Origin of the sequence: Dysgonomonas sp., assembly GCF_035323175.1 — a bacterium.
In the GTDB taxonomy this organism is placed as follows: domain Bacteria; phylum Bacteroidota; class Bacteroidia; order Bacteroidales; family Dysgonomonadaceae; genus Dysgonomonas.
Window position 1 is genome coordinate 1 of sequence record NZ_DAOKYH010000028.1, and the last position, 16,542, is coordinate 16,542.

A 16,542-nucleotide genomic window follows, 5' to 3' on the forward strand; every position below is an offset into this window, starting at 1 on the left:
TCCGTCCCCTTTTACTCCGTTTAGGAGCCTTTTGTTTTTCCGTTGTCATAAAAATGGATTTTTAGTGGTTATCGCAATCAATTCCGGGACATCCAGTCCCCATTACATTAACTAAAAGCACCGACTTCGGAGAGTGCTTTTCCCCCTTTACGGGGGCAAGCGTTTTTTGCTGCATAACGAATTTCGTGCAGCAAAAAACACAGCTTGCTATGTTCTGACGAACATCCAGAATCTGCCCTGAAGGGACAGATTAAACGTTAGCGGAATAGCCTGTAAGGATAGGCCAAGATGCCGGGAATTATTTACTCCACAAAGTTAATTACCATTATAATATCGTGCATATAAGTTGGTAGTGCCAATCGATGCCAAACCGACGCCACTCGCTGCCACCACACAAAAAAGGCATAAAGAAGGCTCTTTTTTGATGTTTATTTGCTGAGAGAATGATCTACTTCTCAACTGAAGAACATCGGTATAGAAATAAATAAGTACAGAGGTACAGCATTAAATAAATAATGAACGGATTCTTTATGGAAGTAAAGATTTTCAGCCGTATAGAAGAACTGCAATTTATCCTTGTTTCCGTAATTGAGTACTGAAATATTGTAAGAATTCGATACGGATGTAGCGAACAAAGGAAATGCAGAAGCGGTGACGTACTGATTTACTGAAGTACTGACCTCGGGAAACAGGGAAGCCATTCAATATCGGAATGTGGATATAACACGATACAGCAGCAAAACTGCAATGATTTGAATCAGCATTACAATAATGATAACCGGAAGTAATGAAATCATTGATTATTAATTTTTATAACAGTTGAAACATGAAAACAAAATGTGTGGCATTCTCCACCCAAAAAGGAGGCGCAGGAAAGACAACAATGACTGTTTTGATCGCCAGTTACTTACAATACGTCAGAGGTTTTAATGTGGCGATTGTCGATTGTGACTTTCCCCAACACAGCATCACCGAGATGCGTAAGCGAGATGTCGAAATGACATTGCAAAGTGAATATTACAAACAGCTGGCATACACCCAGATTACCCGTACCCAAAAGAAAGGTTACATCATACTGGAAAGCAAACCTGAATATGCCTTAGAGGAAGCTCAAAAATTAGAACATGAGGAACTTGATTTTATTTTTTTCGACTTGCCGGGAACAGTCAATAGTCCGGGGGTATTGAAAACGCTTTCTAAGATGGACTATATTTTTTCTCCTATTGCAGCTGACAGGGTGGTATTGGAAAGCACATTGAGATTTGTGGTAAACATAAACGAAAACCTGATTACTACAGGCAGAAGCGATATTAAAGGTTTATACCTGTTCTGGAATATGGTGGACGGAAGGGAAAAATCGGAGTTATATAAAATATACGAGACAGTGATAGATGAACTGGGCTTGACTGTTCTGAAAACTTTTATCCCCGACAGCAAACGTTTCCGTAGGGAATTGCCTACATCGGGAAAAGCCATTTTCCGGTCTACTCTGTTCCCTCCCGACAAAAGCCTTATCAAAGGAAGCTCTTTGGAAGAGCTGACGGATGAAATAATAAAAATCATTCATAAAGATGAAGAATAAACTTAATACCGACGGCATCGATGAAGAATTCCTGCTCTCAACCTTTCGAGACAGGGATATCCATGCTCCCCGAAAAGAAGAGAAGAAGGTACAGCAACCTCCAGCGAATATATCGGATAATACAACCGAAGAGACTGTAAAAACCTCCATTACAGCATCCGGCCCGGTGGATACTAAAACATCTTCCCGTCGGAAAAAGGGCAACATCAACTATGGGGATATCTTCTTTAAACGCAACGAATTTAAAACCCGCCAGTGTGTTTATATCAGCCAGAAAAACCATAAAATTATTTCTGCTGTAGTCCGCATGCTGGGAGATAAGGATATAACGGTCGGCGGCTATATCGACCTGATCCTCGGAGAACACCTAGAGCAACACAAAGATGAGATTGTCGAGGCTTACAGGAAATGGAAAGAGCAGGAAGAGAGTGATCTGAGTGGACTTATGTAGGTCAAACAAATATCTATAAATAATAAAAACAAAAAATCATGAGTAACATTTTTAGTAAAAAAACGGAAAAGAATCTTACAGGGACAAAAGAGTATAAGAATCTTTACCTGAAAGAGACAAATTTAATATCCAGAAGTGGTAAGTCTGTTAATATCCGAAAGGAGTACCATCGGATCATCCAAAAGCTCATACAGGTTGCCGGAGGCAATACTGTATCAATTTCCGAGTATCTAGACAATATACTCAGGAATCACTTCGACGAGAATAAAGAAGTGATTCAAAAGTTGTATGAAGAAGCCTGTCCGAAAGATATTTTCGGACAGGATAAATAAATCTGAAGGCTATGCTGACTGCACTTATAATAGCTGTTCTGCTCTATGTCGTGTGTGTTACCAGTTATGTCCTGTGGACACACATGAAGAGGAATCAAAGAAGCGAAAGGGATAACCAGCCCCCTTCTATGCCGCCACCCGAAAATACAATTATCGGAAAAAGCCTTTTTACAATGCCCGTTTCGGATAGCCCGAAGCCAAGCACTGCCAAATCAGAGCCACTCGATGCCAAGCCCGAAGGAAACCAAAAAGAGGCTGGAAATTCGAATAATTTTGTTTCATCAAAGTCTGAGGGAAGTGTCCCCGAACAGAACGTAGAACCGGAAGATCCGGATGATAACCCGCTTTTACCGATTGATGTTCCACTCGAATATAAGAAGGAGGACAGTCAGGAGGAGGAAGAAAACGAAGAGGAATCGGAAGAAGTGGAAGGGCTTCGGGGAGCTTCCTTTGCCAGCGGACTGACCTTTGAAGATATGGGACAAGCCGTAACGGTAGTCGTACACTACCCGCAGGCAACACCCCAAGAATGTCTTCAAGCCGGAAGAACGCTCCGCAAGCTGGAAAACACCGAGTTATTCGAACAACTGGCATCGAGTGCCCCACAACGCAGGGACATTGTTTCCGAGTTGATGGATGTTCACATGAAAGATTATTTGGAAGGAATAGGCGAAGCTAAAAGCCGAAAATCAAAGGTGGTTCCCGAGGGCTTTGATATTAATGATCTTGTTCAACAAATTAAGACATGAGAGTATGAAAGAAAAAGAGTACGGATAGCTTATCCTTAAAAAGCTCCACTAAAAATCCATTTTAAAACAACTTAGTAACCGGTGTGGGAAACACCTGTTTCCTGCACCTATTAAAACAATTTATGATGACTAAAAAAAGATTCTTTTTTTCGTTAGCCATTCTTATGGCCTTTTCATCCGCATTTGCACAAGGCAACGGAATTGGTGGTATAACTGATGCTACCAATATGGTGACCTCCTATTTTGATCCCGGAACAAAATTAATCTATGCAATCGGAGCGGTTGTCGGTTTGATAGGAGGCATCAAGGTATATAACAAGTTCAGCTCCGGAGATCCCGATACATCAAAGACCGCAGCGAGTTGGTTCGGAGCCTGTATATTTCTCATTGTAGCGGCAACTATCCTTCGTTCTTTCTTCCTCTAAGATGAAATTCAATATCAATAAAGGAATTGGCAAAAGTGTGGAATTTAAGGGTTTGAAAGCTCAATTCCTGTTCATCTTCGCCGCCGGGCTGTTAGCCGTATTCATTGTTTTTGTCGTCATGTATATGGCAGGTGCAGACCAATGGGTCTGCATCGGCTTCGGAGTCATCTCCGCCTCTGTCCTGATAGGACTTACATTCCGGCTCAATGAAAAATACGGCGAACACGGCCTGATGAAGATGCTGGCAAAACGCAATCATCCCCGCTACCTGATCAACAGGAAAATTCCCCACAGACTTTTTAAAAATTCCAAAAGAAGAAAAGTGTCGAATAAAATATAAAACAGGATCACATGAGAAATATTCTGAAAGCTTCAACTATAGAGAGTAAGTTTCCGCTTCTTTCGGTAGAGCATGATTGTATTATCAGCAAGGATGCGGATATAACTGTAGCCTACAAAGTAGCTCTGCCTGAACTTTTCACCGTCACCTCTACCGAGTACGAAGCCATTCATTCATCCTGGGGAAAAGCAATCAAAGTATTGCCCGATTACAGTATTATCCTTAAGCAGGACTGGTTTACCAGAGAGAAGTATCAGCCGGATACGGATAAAGAGGACCTTACTTTCTTATCCCGCTCGTATGAACTTCATTTTAACGAACGTCCGTTTTTAAACCACACCTGCTTTCTGTTCCTGACCAAAACAACCAAGGAGCGGATGCGTATGCAATCGAATTTTTCATCCCTGTGCAGGGGGAAGATTATACCCAAGGAAGTCAATAAGAATACGGCTGTTAAGTTCCTTGAAGCGGTCGGACAGTTTGAACAGATTATGAACGATTCGGGATTCATCACCCTTACCCGCCTCACATCGGATGAGATTACCGGAACCGAAGATCAGGCAGGGCTGGTAGAAAAATATTTTTCCCTGTCACTAGAAAAGACGACCTGCTTGCAGGATATGGAATTAGGGGCTGACAGCTTGCGTATCGGAGACAAACGGGTATGCCTGCATACCCTGTCGGATGCGGAAGACCTACCCGGAAAGATCGCAACGGATATGCGTTATGAAAAACTGTCTACGGACAGAAGTGACTGTCGATTGAGTTTTGCCGCTCCCGTAGGCTTGCTACTTAGCTGTAACCATATCTACAATCAGTATTTGTTTTTAGATGACAGTGCGGAAAATCTGCGGAAGTTTGAGAAATCAGCACGCAACATGCAATCCCTTTCCCGTTATTCCCGTGGCAATCAAATCAATAAAGAGTGGATCGACCTCTATCTGAATGAGGCTCATTCTTTTGGGCTGACCTCCATACGGGCACATTTCAATGTTATCGCCTGGAGTGATGATAAGGAGGAACTAAAGCATATCAAAAATGATGTCGGCAGCCAATTGGCTCTTATGGAATGTAAGCCCCGTCACAATACTATGGATGCCGCTACCCTTTATTGGGCCGGGATGCCGGGTAATGCAGGAGATTTTCCTTCGGAAGAATCATTCTACACTTTCATCAAACCTGCCCTTTGTTTTTTTACGGAAGAAACAAATTACCAGTCGTCACCATCTCCCTTTGGAATCAAGATGTGTGACAGGGTTTCGGGTAAGCCACTCCATCTGGATATTTCCGATTTACCGATGAAGAAAGGAATCATCACCAACCGGAATAAGTTTGTATTGGGGCCTTCGGGTAGTGGTAAGTCCTTCTTTATGAATCACCTTGTCAGGCAGTATTACGAACAAGGCACGCATGTCGTTCTGGTGGATACGGGTAACAGCTACCAGGGATTATGTGAAATGATCCGCCGCAAAACCAAGGGACAGGACGGAGTCTATTTTACCTATACGGAAGATAATCCGATCTCTTTCAATCCTTTTTATACCGATGATAATCAGTTTGATGTAGAAAAGAAAGACAGTTTAAAAACACTGTTACTTACCCTTTGGAAAAGCGAGGACGATAAAATAACAAAGACCGAATCGGGAGAATTAGGTAGTGCTGTTGACGAGTATATAGGACTGATACAAACCGATAGAAATATTCGTCCAAGTTTCAATACTTTCTATGAATTTATGCGGGACACCTACAAACCGGAACTGGAAAGTAGAGAGATTAAAGTGGAAAAGAGAGATTTCAACATTGACAATATGCTGACTACGCTCCGCCAATATTACAAAGGTGGCCGTTTCGACTTTCTGCTGAACTCGGATAAGGAACTCGATTTGCTTAATAAACGGTTTATCGTATTCGAAATTGACCAGATCAAGGAGAATAAAGAACTTTTCCCGATAGTGACCATCATTATTATGGAAGCTTTCATCAACAAAATGAGGCGGTTAAAGGGTATTCGTAAACAATTGATAATTGAGGAGGCATGGAAGGCTCTTTCGTCGGCAAGCATGGCTGAATACATGAAGTATATGTATAAAACAGTTAGAAAGTATTTCGGCGAAATAATCACTGTAACACAGGAAATTACAGACCTTATTTCTTCCGAAATAGTGAAGGAGGCTATCATTAATAACTCTGATTGTAAAATCCTGTTAGACCAACGCAAATTCATGAACCGTTTTGACGTGATCCAATCGCTCTTAGGTCTTACCGATAAGGAAAAGGCTCAGATCCTCTCTATCAATATGTCGAATCATCCGGGGCGTAAATACAAAGAAGTATGGTTCGGTCTGGGTGGTGTCCAATCAGCCGTATATGCCACAGAGGTGAGTCCCTCGGAATACTATACCTATACAACGGAAGAAACCGAAAAGGTTGAAGTTCAAAAGCTAACCGAAAAGCTGGGAGGAGATATTGAGATGGCTATTAAACAAATAGCCATGAATAAAGCAAGTAATTAATTAAAAAATAAAAAACGATGTTTGAAAAATTAGATAGAAATGATTTGATGGCTGTAGTCAGCCATTTGACAGAAATATTGGATATACTAAATAAACAAGGAGAAATAGAGATGCAGTTCCCTGTATCAGGTATCAGCTTTGCAGAATGTATTGAAAGGCATCAGCAAGAGCCGAAGCCCGTCTCGTTGGACGATCTCTGCGGAAAGTGGTCGTATAAGACGGATGCCTTCAAACAACTCAAAGACATGATACCACCCTACTTTACTATCGTCAGGGAAGAAGATATTTACCTGATCTCATTTGACTATAAACCGGAACTGATCTACAGGATCACTGCCGATGACCGGGAAGAAGGGGTATTCTATTTCTTTATTGAATCCTGCTATTTCAAGTTATGCTACAATCCTGACCTGAAAGGGATTTACATCGTTCCGTACTTCAATTATCAGAAACGATCTGAAGGCTAAAGAGGGATCTTATGGAAAAGAAGAAAAGACTTCGCAAACAACCGTTTGCACAATGTCCTCTAGTCCATTTAACAGGCCGTTGGGTAAATAATTCGGGTTCTCCTCCGGTACGTATTTACAAAGGAAGCCATTCCTATCACATTGAATTTGAATATAGGGACGGGGTAAAAGTAGACACCCGTATATCAGTCGTTCAGGATAGAATGGTATTCGACATGTTCGGCCGTATAGAATTGGCTTACGATGAAGAGAATGATTTATTGCTTGTCGCATCCGAAGGAAGTTATAAGCGAGAATAATCCCTATCGGGAGAATGATAAAAACGAAATAATAAATATGAAAAATAGTATATCAAAATACATACTGCTTTTTCTTGTTATTTTCTGTTCCACTACGGGACGTGCCCAGTTCTATTCGCTGGGCACGAATATCCCGGCTCTGGGAACAGGAACAATAAATGCGGAAGTAAGCATAACGTTAGACCGTAAATGGTCGCTGCACCTACCTGTGTACTATAACCCTTTTTTGTTCAAGGATAACAAAAAGTTTCAAAATTTTACGGTGATGCCCGGAGTGCGTTACTGGCTGCTTGAATCCTATGTCAATGGATTTGTCGGAGCGAATGCTATCGGTTCTAAATATCATGTTACATGGAAAGACAGCCGCTATGAAGGGCAGGCTTACGGAATGGGGATTAGTGCAGGGTATGCCTGGCTCTTATCGCCTCGTTGGAATCTGGAGATCGAAGGGGGAATCGGGCTTGTCTGGGCGGATTATAACGAGTATGAGTGTGAAGAGTGCGGACGAAAAAAGGGGAAATACTCACGCTGGATAGCCGTACCGAATAAGCTCACCCTTTCATTAATCTATCTATTTTAAATGACTATGATTATGAGAATAGTTACATACCCTTTTTTCTATCTGTTCTTAGCAGTTATGGTGTCCATGGCATACCTGTTCTCTTCCTGTAGTACTCAACGGATGGATAAAGAGGCACGTGCCAATATCCATCTGCCTGTGCAGCCTGTGGAAGAGACAAAGGAAAAGGTGTGGGATAAAAAACTGCCTTCGGTCATCGATATGAAAGACAGGCACGGCAATGTGACCACCTATGTACAGACAGAAAAAGATAAAGATGGAAATACACAGTTAGCGGTACAACTAAAAGAAGTAACCGTAACAGCGAAAATGAAAAACGTGCCTGAACGCTTTGGTAAAGTGGATGTGGATTTTATTGTTTCGGTTCCCGAAGAGCTGATAAACAGCAAATGGCAATTGAACCTGACTCCGCACTTAATCAAAGCAGACCAAATCTCAGACTTTGAAGACCTTGTAATTTCGGGTGATGATTTTAGAAAGTTACAGCAAAAGCAGTACGCTGAGTTTGACAGATACCTTTCAAAGATTATACCTGACAGCCTGTTCGACGAATACTTTGTCAAAACAGGAGCTTTTCATAGGTATATTGCCAATTACAATAAATCTGAACTTGGAAAGGTTCGCAAGGATTCACTCGATCATGCAGGATACTCAAAGTATAAGTCTCGCCTGAACAAGCGTTACGAGTTCTTTAACCAAAAGATGTACCACAACAGGAATTGGCTCAAAAAGCAGATGGGCTTTTTGGGAATAAAAGAACGATACGAATATTTCGATCAGGATACGATTCATATAGCTTCTGTTTATAATAAGCGATATAAGCAAATTGTAAACATCCTGCCGATGTTTCATCTTTTGCGTGAATTCTCGCCGGAATATACATTGTGGAAATACCGTAAGGACAAATACACAATCGGTTTTGTGAACGACTATAAGCCTGTAACGACTTCCGATTCGGTTTTTCTTAAAAAGCGATTCCTCAAAGATCGTCAGATTACTAAAAACCAGAGCCTGATCGATAACAAACATATTGCTTTTGCCGAAATGGTGAAGTTTCCCAAAAACGAAAAAGCTAGGCTTGATACAGTGATCTACAATAAAGGGAAGTTCGAATACTATTACAAGCAGCAGGTCATGGCGGATGAGGACAGCCGCAGGATGAAGATTTATCTGGACGGTTATGCCCAGTCCATTCATAGAGACAGCCATTTGTTGCCCCATTCCGATACACTGGACTATATCGTTTCTTCTATGATACAATTCTTAGATACTACTCCCCGCTATATGCGTAAGATCATCGAGCGTAAAGCCATGTCTACACTCCGGGCGAATGTCACCTTTAAGACAGGAAAATATGAAATGGATATCGCTTTGGGTGATAACCGTTCGGAATTGGAAAAGGTACAGCATATGTTGGATAAGCTAACCGAAACAGGAGAGTTTGTGATGGACAGTATTTCACTCATTGCAGGTTGTTCACCCGAAGGCAGTTTCCGCTCGAATATGCTTTTGGCAAAAAGGCGTGCTGAATCTATCGGTAAATATCTGGAAGGTGAGTTATCTGATATTGACGGCATTAAGTCGATGCTGAAACCATATCCAAAGGGTGAAGACTGGCAGGGATTATTAAAGTTGGCAACAGATTCTTTAGAGAGTGGAAATAAACAGGTTATCCTGGATCTGATCGTATCAGATATTGATCCCGATAAAAAGGAGCTGGATATCCGTTCGAAACATCCTGCCGACTACAAATATATCCGGGAGAAACTCTATCCCCACTTGCGGGCTGTCGATTTTACATTCCATGTGCATCGTAAAGGAATGGTAAAAGATACCATCCATACAACAGAGCCTGATACAGTTTATGCCCGAAGTATAGAGTTAATGACTAAACGCAAGTATGCCGAGGCTCTTTCGATACTCCATGAGTATAACGACTATAACACCGCGATTTGTTTGATGAGCCTCGGCTACGATCAGGCGGCATATAATATCCTCTCGGGCGAACAGGAAACCTCAAACAACGAGTACCTGCTGGCTGTAGTCGCATCACGGTTAGGTAAGACCCAGGAAGCCGTTACCCGTTACCTGCACTCGGTAGAACTCGATCCGGCAAAACGCTGGCGGGGCACTCTCGATCCTGAGATCAATAAGCTTATTAAGGCGTATAACCTGAATCAGGAAGAGGATAACGATGATAATTACTAAAAGTTAGTTATGAAAAGGATAAAAAAAATACGATTGATTGTATCGCTGATCTGTAGTATGCTGATGGCATCCTGCAACCTGATCGACTTCTCGGAAGATTGCACCTACTACGGGGATGTAGAGATCAGACCTGATTGGTCAGGGTTGACTCAAGATGATACCAGATCTGCGTTAACAGACATCTATCTGTTATCTCCACAGCGTAATTATACATATAGTATTACATCCGATACATTGGTGACAGGTATTCAGGCTGTAAGCTATAAGGTGCTGGCGTGTAATGCATACGGATTGGAGAATATCAGTTTTTTCGGTATGGATTGTCCCAATACAGCCAGAGCTGAGTTAAGTACATCCGAAGAGAACGGCAGGCTTTACACGTTTCAGGCTCCGGCATTGTATGCGGCAAATACAGATATGACGGTGATCCCTTTTGAAAGGGTTGTCAGTGAGCCTGTGCTGAAATCGGCTACACGGCAAATCAATATTGATTTTATGGTGATTGATAATTCGGGTGTGGGTGTCAGCTCCATTAACGGAGAACTTTCAGGTATTGCCTACAAATATGGCTTTAAACAGTTGGATGGACTGGAGTCTGCTGCATGGCTGGCTTTTGAGACTAAAAGAAATGCAGATAAAAGCAATGTATTCTCTTCTACAATGAAGGTGTTTGGAGCAAATCCCGATAAGCAAAGTGAGGAGAGAATTGATAACCTGCTGGATATCGCCTTGGAAACGTCCGGTGGAAATACTTACAATGAAAGTATCGACCTGACAAATGTTTTCAGCGGATTTACAACACGTATTATAAATATCACGATTGAAATACGCATGGGACTGATGAGTATAGAGGTCGTTATTACCGGATGGAATGTCTCGGACGGTGGAATTATTGAACTATAAAATTGTAGTAAGATGAAAAAGATTTTAATAACATCAGTATTGCTCTTCGTTGCCTTTGCTCTGTTCTTTTCCTGTTCAGATGAAAATTTAGCGGATACGGGTACTACTACTCTGTATGATACACAGCTACAATTCAAATCGGTAACAGTGTTTAATAACAGGCCGGAATCAGGAAAGGGGACAATCACTGAATTTGTGAATGGCGATACAATCGGGCTTTACCTGCACGAATACTACAGGGGAAATCCATTTCCATATACAGCGCGTGAGCGTTACGGCTGGTATTTACCGGAACCGATATTTTTAGGCAGTAACCCTATGCGTATTATGGCATATTATCCCTACATGCATAGCAAGCATGCCTATTTATGGAATATCTATTTGGATGTAGAGCATATTAGCCAGACCGATTATATGCACGGACAGGTAGGCGGAGGATATGTAAGCCGCGAACATTCTTATGCGGATATAGTAATGTGGCATGTGCTGACTTTAGTTCAGTTTAAATTTATCAAAAACGAGTACCCACATGACTGTTCAGTACAAAAGGTTTCTATCCAAAATGCGGATGGGATAACTCATCTTAAGAGTAAGGGGATATTGAATGTGGAAAGCGGAGAAGTAAAACCATCCGATGGCTATTACGACCAAGCTGTCATCATACCCGAAGACATGAATTTCTATGAGCCATATACCAGTGAAGAAGAGTATCCACGTATTCTGGTCATGCCCATTGAGCCTGTAAAGAATGACGGAGATTTATTCTTTGAATTTGAAATTGACGGACAAATTTATACATATCCTCTAAAAGCAGGAACACACTGGCAATCGGGTATGAAGTATACCTATCAGGTGGAAATGGTTTCCGGGGCACGAACATTAAAATCTTCCGGCAAATCTATAGATATCAGTGCAGTATTAACCCAAATAAGCAGTTACGAATGAAAATGAAGCATACTTTTTCAATGATAGCAATCCTATCTCTTTACTACTCGTGTAGTGATCCCGATAGCTGGGCAGTAGAGAAACAAGAGGTCGCTCTTTCTGTTGCGCAGGTAGGATTCAGTCTTATATCGGAAGACGATAGTACATCCAAAGCATACTTTGAAGAAGGGGAGCAAATCGGCTTATATATAGATGGGGAGCAAGGGCTAAGCTACAAGGGAATGACTTACAAAAATAAGACATGGGCATTGCAGACTCCTGTACTTCTTTCAGAAAGCTATACGGATATATATGCTACTTTTCCTTATAATCCTGAAAATAATGTTGCAACTTCTTTCGAGATAGAACACACCAGCCAAACAGATTACCTGTACAGCTTCAGGCACAGTGTCAACAGTTCTGATCCGGTGCTTTTGTTGATCATGATGCACGCTTTGGCTCTGATCGAGTTCGAATTTCAGTGGACGGATGTTTCCCAAGCGACAAACCTGAATTTTATCTCCATTCAGGGGCAGAACCTTTACAGCAAGGCGAAGTTGGATCTTCTTACCGGAAAGATGGAACACCTCAAAGGTTGGAACGATGCGGCGATAATCTACGGATGGCAGTTGGATTCCGATCATCTTTATGACGGGGCAAAAGCGTCATTGATGGTTGTACCCGTCGACAGAACAGAATATGACGGGGATATCATGATCGACTTCTACACAGATAACCTGAAAGCACACTGGCCTGTACCTGCCGGAACTAAATGGGAAAGAGGGAAGAAATATACCTATAAGGTATTGATACAGGAACATCTGCTCGAAATTGTGGATGTACGGATAGAAGATTGGATAGATCAGGGAACAGACAGGATAAACCTGCCCTGGTACGAATAAACAATAATTATAAAAAACCAAAGCCATCGAATGGGTATAAGGCGCCAAAACCTGTAAAACGGCTTATTTATAAACAATTTAATTTAAAAAGATGAAACGATTATTTATATGTATAGCGGTGGTTTCCGCAAGTGTATTCGGCTTTTCAAGCTGTAATAATGAGGATGAAAGGGCGAATACCACACAGGGACAAACATCTGATCTAAAAATCGAGACAGAGATCACGACTACTGAAACAGGCTTACGATCTGCCAAAGCCGCATTAAGCAGTTTTTCCGAAGGATCAGCATTAAGCCTTTTTGTTACAAACGGAACATTAGGAAGTAACTATCCGCAAGGGCCTTACAATAATGTCAAGGCGGAATATAATTCGGGTAAATGGAATCTGACTCCTGAAGTTAAGCTCGGAGATTCCCCTGCGACCCTTTTTGCTTTTTATCCGTACAATGCATTTTATACAAATGGTACATCCAATATGAATGTAGAACATACAAGCCAAGTAGATTATATGTATGGAACAAATGCGGAAGGACAGGGAGTTATCAATAAGGACAATCCTAATGTAAGAATCCGCATGAAGCATGCTTTATCACTACTTCAGTTTAATATCCGAAGAATGAATTATCCGGGAGAAGGGAAACTAACGCGTATAGAAGTTGCGAATAAAAACAGTAAATATGATCTATCTAGTGCCGCATCGCTTAACTTATCGACTGGAGAATTAACGCCAATAGAAGGACAACATAATCCGGCTTACATTGAAAATGCAAACGGCTTGTATACCATTGTAGAGGATGATGCTATCAACCCGCAGGAAGTTCTGGTTATGCCTTTAAATAACACTTCAGACAATGGCAGTATTGTAATACGGTTCTCTATCGATGGTTCTGTTTATACCTATCATGTTCCTATTAATACCACTTGGAAGCAGGGAACAAAGTACCTCTACGATGTCATTTTCAACGGGACGGAGTTGGTTATCGATGATATTATTATTACGGACTGGATTGATAGTGCCAGACAGGGCATTGACCTACATTAAAAACAGCGGGTAAGAATCAATCTTATTTTAGCTGAGTCATTCACTTTTTAATTAATGTATTAATTTATAAAAACGACGTATATGAAACGAATACTATTTTCATTGGCTCTGATAGCTGTTATTTTTATCAGTTGCGATAAAGAAGAGAACGGATATACCGTAGAAAACATTTCCTCCGAGTTAGTTATAAACACAGGGTTAAACAAAATGTCCGGCTTATTGAGAAGCGGCCCGGTTTCTGATTTTACGGAAGGCAGCAAGTTGGGGCTGTTTATCACCAAAGGGAACTTAGGAGAAGATTACTCTTCCGATGTCTCGTATAATATCCCTTCAACAATGACAAACGGCAGATGGATACAGACCCCGGCTGTTAACCTGTATGCACATGATGCCGTAATCTATGCCTATTATCCTTATATGTCAGGGTCTCCGAACGGAAAAGTAATGTCGGTACAAAGCGGATTGACAGATTATATGTACGGAACAGGACAAAGCGCCATTAATAAAGATAACCGCAGCGTCAACCTGACCATGAACCACGCTTTAGCACTCATTCAGTTTAATTTATATAACAGACTATTCATGGGCTGGCAGACTTACGAGAGTTGCTATCAATAATGCTCCTGATAAATCCATTGTCCATAGAAGTGGAAAAATGAACATAGAGACAGGGGAAATAACCGAACTTTCCGGATCGGACAGGACGATACAAATAAACAGTACTCCCCTTATGGTCATACCGGATATTAAATCCACGGATGAGAAAGATTATATAAAATTGTTATTGATCCCTACCGGACAAACTACGGATCAAGGAGATGTTACTGTCCATTTCAGTATTGACAATAGAGAGTACACATGGAAATTCCCCGCAGGTACACAATGGAAGCAGGGAACAAAATATACCTACAATGTACAGCTCAACGGTAATGAATTAAGTATTGGCAATGTGAAAATAGCAGACTGGACAGATGGTGTAAACGGGGATATATTACTCGAATAAGAGTAACCGCATAAGAATTATAAAAACACAGGAGATGTATCTATCTCCTGTATATCATTTATTTATTAAACAAATTTAAACGGCATGAAAACAAAAATTTTTATGTTGTGGGTAAGCCTTTTGCTCTTCACAACAAATATTAGTGCTCAATGGGCGGTTTTTGATCCTTCAAATCTGGCACAGGGAATTGTAAACTCTGCCAATCAGATTGCTCAAACCTCTACAACTGCGAAAAATATGATCTCAAATTTTCAAGAAACTGTTAAAATTTACAATCAGGGAAAGGAATACTATGATAAGCTCAAGAGCGTGCATGATCTTGTCAAGGATGCCCGTAAAGTACAGCAGACCGTGCTTCTTGTAGGGGAAATATCGGATATCTATATTGAGAATTTCCAGAAAATGATGACCGATCCCAATTATTCGGTAGATGAGCTTGCTGCCATCTCTTTCGGCTATACTAAAATACTGGAAGAGGGAGCAGATAAACTAAGTGAACTTAAAAACATCGTCACTTCTTCAAATGGCCTCTCCATGAGTGATAAGGAGCGAATGGACATTATAGACCAGGTGTATAGTGAGATTAAGAAATACCGCAATCTCACCGTATACTATACCAAGAAAAATATCTCGGTTTCTTATCTCAGGGCAAGGGAAAAGAACCAGGCAGACCGTGTACTTTCCCTGTACGGGGATGCAAACGATAAATACTGGTAATTATGATGTTAGCAGTCGATTTTCAAAACATACATCAGGTACTGCGGGATTTGTACACTGAAATGATGCCTCTTTGCAGTAATATGACGGGAGTAGCTAAAGGTTTGGCCGGATTCGGTGCATTATTCTATGTCGCTTCAAGGGTCTGGCAGGCATTAGCCAGAGCCGAACCGATAGATGTATACCCGCTACTCCGTCCATTTGTCATCGGCTTTTGTATCATGTTTTTTCCGACTTTGGTGTTAGGTACCATCAATTCTGTAATAAGTCCAATCGTAACGGGTACACATAGTATTTTGGAAACACAGACTTTTGATATGAAAGCGTATCAGGCTAAGAAAGACAAGTTGGAATACGAAGCCAATATGAGAAATCCGGAAACAGCTTATCTGGTCGATGATGCTGAGTTTGACAGGCAAATCGAAGAATTAGGCTGGGGACCGAAAGACATTGCTACAATGGGAGGAATGTACGTCACACGGACTGCTTATAAGGCGGAGAAAGCAATACGTGAGTTTTTTAGGAACATTGTGGAGTTACTCTTTCATGCCGCAGCTTTGGTAATAGATGTTATAAGGACGTTTTTTTTGATTGTTCTGGCTATTCTGGGGCCTATCGCTTTTGCCATTAGTGTTTATGACGGGTTTCAATCGACACTTATCCAGTGGATCACCCGTTATATATCGGTTTACCTGTGGTTACCCGTATCGGATCTGTTCAGTTCCATACTAGCTCGAATTCAAATCAAGATGCTGGAAAAAGACATCGAAAATTTATCGGATTCGAGTTTTATCCCCGATAGTACGGATGCCGTATACATTATATTTCTCTTAATCGGGATAGTCGGATATTTTACAATACCGTCTGTTTCCAACTGGATCATCCAATCCGGAGGTATGGGGAATTTGGGTAAGAATGTTAATTCACAATCTCAGAATGCCGGAAAGATGGCAAAAGGCGGTGCAAGTGCAGTAGCAGGCGGAGGCGGAGCCGTTGCAGGAAATGTTGCAGGACGTCTTATGGGCAAATAGTCTTTATGTAAATAAGCAGAGCCGGTTATTCATCAAAAGGGAGTATCGCTACTGTCTTCGGTTACTATGGCTCG

Annotated in this window: 20 protein-coding genes; 19 read left to right on the forward strand and 1 reads right to left on the reverse strand. The window is 41.3% G+C overall.

Translation table 11 applies throughout. The features are described 5' to 3' along the window. Positions 1-455: 455 nt before the first annotated feature. Positions 456-701, reverse strand: a complete 246-nt coding sequence (locus PKC55_RS17170; RefSeq protein WP_324373602.1) for a hypothetical protein — start codon at positions 699-701, stop codon at positions 456-458. A gap of 125 nt (positions 702-826) precedes the next feature. On the opposite strand from PKC55_RS17170, the gene PKC55_RS17175 reads away from it, so the two are divergent. From PKC55_RS17175 to traJ, 19 genes are all read left to right on the forward strand, one after another. Continuing rightward, entirely contained in the window at positions 827-1,582 is a 756-nt protein-coding gene (locus tag PKC55_RS17175) for a ParA family protein (RefSeq protein WP_324373603.1), read from the forward strand. Continuing rightward, a complete protein-coding gene (locus tag PKC55_RS17180; protein WP_291129786.1) occupies positions 1,572-2,033 on the forward strand; it encodes a DUF3408 domain-containing protein in 462 nt (153 codons plus the stop codon). Before PKC55_RS17175 ends, PKC55_RS17180 begins: the two co-directional genes overlap by 11 nt. Before the next feature lie 38 nt (positions 2,034-2,071). Then, a complete protein-coding gene (locus tag PKC55_RS17185) occupies positions 2,072-2,365 on the forward strand; it encodes a DUF3408 domain-containing protein (protein ID WP_291129788.1) in 294 nt (97 codons plus the stop codon). Positions 2,366-2,376: 11 nt separating this feature from the next. Further along, positions 2,377-3,114, forward strand: coding sequence for a hypothetical protein (locus PKC55_RS17190; RefSeq protein ID WP_291129790.1), 738 nt, complete (start codon positions 2,377-2,379; stop codon positions 3,112-3,114). A gap of 125 nt (positions 3,115-3,239) precedes the next feature. After that, entirely contained in the window at positions 3,240-3,539 is a 300-nt protein-coding gene (locus PKC55_RS17195; protein ID WP_291129861.1) for a DUF4134 domain-containing protein, read from the forward strand. A gap of 1 nt (position 3,540) precedes the next feature. Further along, positions 3,541-3,879: a DUF4133 domain-containing protein gene (locus PKC55_RS17200; protein ID WP_291129792.1), complete on the forward strand. Its 339-nt coding sequence runs from the start codon at positions 3,541-3,543 to the stop codon at positions 3,877-3,879. Between the two features lie 11 nt (positions 3,880-3,890). Further along, positions 3,891-6,392 (forward strand): TraG family conjugative transposon ATPase, encoded by a 2,502-nt coding sequence (locus tag PKC55_RS17205; RefSeq protein WP_291129795.1) that lies wholly within the window; start codon positions 3,891-3,893, stop codon positions 6,390-6,392. Positions 6,393-6,409: 17 nt separating this feature from the next. Further along, positions 6,410-6,859, forward strand: coding sequence for a hypothetical protein (locus PKC55_RS17210; RefSeq protein ID WP_291129798.1), 450 nt, complete (start codon positions 6,410-6,412; stop codon positions 6,857-6,859). 11 nt (positions 6,860-6,870) lie between these two features. Beyond that, positions 6,871-7,158: a DUF3876 domain-containing protein gene (locus tag PKC55_RS17215; protein WP_291129800.1), complete on the forward strand. Its 288-nt coding sequence runs from the start codon at positions 6,871-6,873 to the stop codon at positions 7,156-7,158. 37 nt (positions 7,159-7,195) lie between these two features. After that, positions 7,196-7,738, forward strand: a complete 543-nt coding sequence (locus tag PKC55_RS17220; protein ID WP_291129802.1) for a DUF3575 domain-containing protein — start codon at positions 7,196-7,198, stop codon at positions 7,736-7,738. Between the two features lie 12 nt (positions 7,739-7,750). After that, on the forward strand, positions 7,751-9,946 hold the full coding sequence (locus PKC55_RS17225; RefSeq protein ID WP_291129805.1) for an OmpA family protein: 2,196 nt from the start codon (positions 7,751-7,753) through the stop codon (positions 9,944-9,946). Between the two features lie 9 nt (positions 9,947-9,955). Next, entirely contained in the window at positions 9,956-10,849 is an 894-nt protein-coding gene (locus PKC55_RS17230; RefSeq protein ID WP_291129809.1) for a hypothetical protein, read from the forward strand. A gap of 12 nt (positions 10,850-10,861) precedes the next feature. Next, positions 10,862-11,794 (forward strand): fimbrillin family protein, encoded by a 933-nt coding sequence (locus PKC55_RS17235; RefSeq protein WP_291129811.1) that lies wholly within the window; start codon positions 10,862-10,864, stop codon positions 11,792-11,794. Then, a complete protein-coding gene (locus PKC55_RS17240; RefSeq protein WP_291129813.1) occupies positions 11,791-12,675 on the forward strand; it encodes a fimbrillin family protein in 885 nt (294 codons plus the stop codon). The genes PKC55_RS17235 and PKC55_RS17240 overlap by 4 nt, the downstream gene beginning before the upstream one ends. A gap of 91 nt (positions 12,676-12,766) precedes the next feature. Next, positions 12,767-13,717, forward strand: a complete 951-nt coding sequence (locus tag PKC55_RS17245; protein ID WP_291129816.1) for a fimbrillin family protein — start codon at positions 12,767-12,769, stop codon at positions 13,715-13,717. Between the two features lie 81 nt (positions 13,718-13,798). Next, entirely contained in the window at positions 13,799-14,335 is a 537-nt protein-coding gene (locus tag PKC55_RS17250; RefSeq protein ID WP_291129819.1) for a fimbrillin family protein, read from the forward strand. A 16-nt stretch (positions 14,336-14,351) separates the two neighbouring features. Continuing rightward, positions 14,352-14,720: a fimbrillin family protein gene (locus tag PKC55_RS17255; RefSeq protein WP_291129863.1), complete on the forward strand. Its 369-nt coding sequence runs from the start codon at positions 14,352-14,354 to the stop codon at positions 14,718-14,720. Between the two features lie 84 nt (positions 14,721-14,804). Next, a complete protein-coding gene (locus PKC55_RS17260; protein WP_291129822.1) occupies positions 14,805-15,437 on the forward strand; it encodes a DUF4141 domain-containing protein in 633 nt (210 codons plus the stop codon). Between the two features lie 2 nt (positions 15,438-15,439). Continuing rightward, on the forward strand, positions 15,440-16,468 hold the full coding sequence (traJ, locus tag PKC55_RS17265; protein WP_291129825.1) for a conjugative transposon protein TraJ: 1,029 nt from the start codon (positions 15,440-15,442) through the stop codon (positions 16,466-16,468). The last annotated feature ends 74 nt before the right edge of the window (positions 16,469-16,542 follow it).

Coding starts and splice junctions, on each gene's coding strand:
- PKC55_RS17245 (WP_291129816.1), top strand. CDS start 12,767: ATGAAACGATTATTTATATGTATAGCGGTGGTTTCCGCAAGTGTATTC.
- PKC55_RS17210 (WP_291129798.1), top strand. CDS start 6,410: ATGTTTGAAAAATTAGATAGAAATGATTTGATGGCTGTAGTCAGCCAT.
- traJ (WP_291129825.1), top strand. CDS start 15,440: ATGATGTTAGCAGTCGATTTTCAAAACATACATCAGGTACTGCGGGAT.
- PKC55_RS17205 (WP_291129795.1), top strand. CDS start 3,891: ATGAGAAATATTCTGAAAGCTTCAACTATAGAGAGTAAGTTTCCGCTT.
- PKC55_RS17235 (WP_291129811.1), top strand. CDS start 10,862: ATGAAAAAGATTTTAATAACATCAGTATTGCTCTTCGTTGCCTTTGCT.
- PKC55_RS17175 (WP_324373603.1), top strand. CDS start 827: ATGAAAACAAAATGTGTGGCATTCTCCACCCAAAAAGGAGGCGCAGGA.
- PKC55_RS17170 (WP_324373602.1), bottom strand. CDS start 701: ATGGCTTCCCTGTTTCCCGAGGTCAGTACTTCAGTAAATCAGTACGTC.
- PKC55_RS17260 (WP_291129822.1), top strand. CDS start 14,805: ATGAAAACAAAAATTTTTATGTTGTGGGTAAGCCTTTTGCTCTTCACA.
- PKC55_RS17215 (WP_291129800.1), top strand. CDS start 6,871: ATGGAAAAGAAGAAAAGACTTCGCAAACAACCGTTTGCACAATGTCCT.
- PKC55_RS17185 (WP_291129788.1), top strand. CDS start 2,072: ATGAGTAACATTTTTAGTAAAAAAACGGAAAAGAATCTTACAGGGACA.
- PKC55_RS17190 (WP_291129790.1), top strand. CDS start 2,377: ATGCTGACTGCACTTATAATAGCTGTTCTGCTCTATGTCGTGTGTGTT.
- PKC55_RS17200 (WP_291129792.1), top strand. CDS start 3,541: ATGAAATTCAATATCAATAAAGGAATTGGCAAAAGTGTGGAATTTAAG.
- PKC55_RS17220 (WP_291129802.1), top strand. CDS start 7,196: ATGAAAAATAGTATATCAAAATACATACTGCTTTTTCTTGTTATTTTC.
- PKC55_RS17195 (WP_291129861.1), top strand. CDS start 3,240: ATGACTAAAAAAAGATTCTTTTTTTCGTTAGCCATTCTTATGGCCTTT.
- PKC55_RS17180 (WP_291129786.1), top strand. CDS start 1,572: ATGAAGAATAAACTTAATACCGACGGCATCGATGAAGAATTCCTGCTC.
- PKC55_RS17230 (WP_291129809.1), top strand. CDS start 9,956: ATGAAAAGGATAAAAAAAATACGATTGATTGTATCGCTGATCTGTAGT.
- PKC55_RS17225 (WP_291129805.1), top strand. CDS start 7,751: ATGAGAATAGTTACATACCCTTTTTTCTATCTGTTCTTAGCAGTTATG.
- PKC55_RS17250 (WP_291129819.1), top strand. CDS start 13,799: ATGAAACGAATACTATTTTCATTGGCTCTGATAGCTGTTATTTTTATC.
- PKC55_RS17240 (WP_291129813.1), top strand. CDS start 11,791: ATGAAAATGAAGCATACTTTTTCAATGATAGCAATCCTATCTCTTTAC.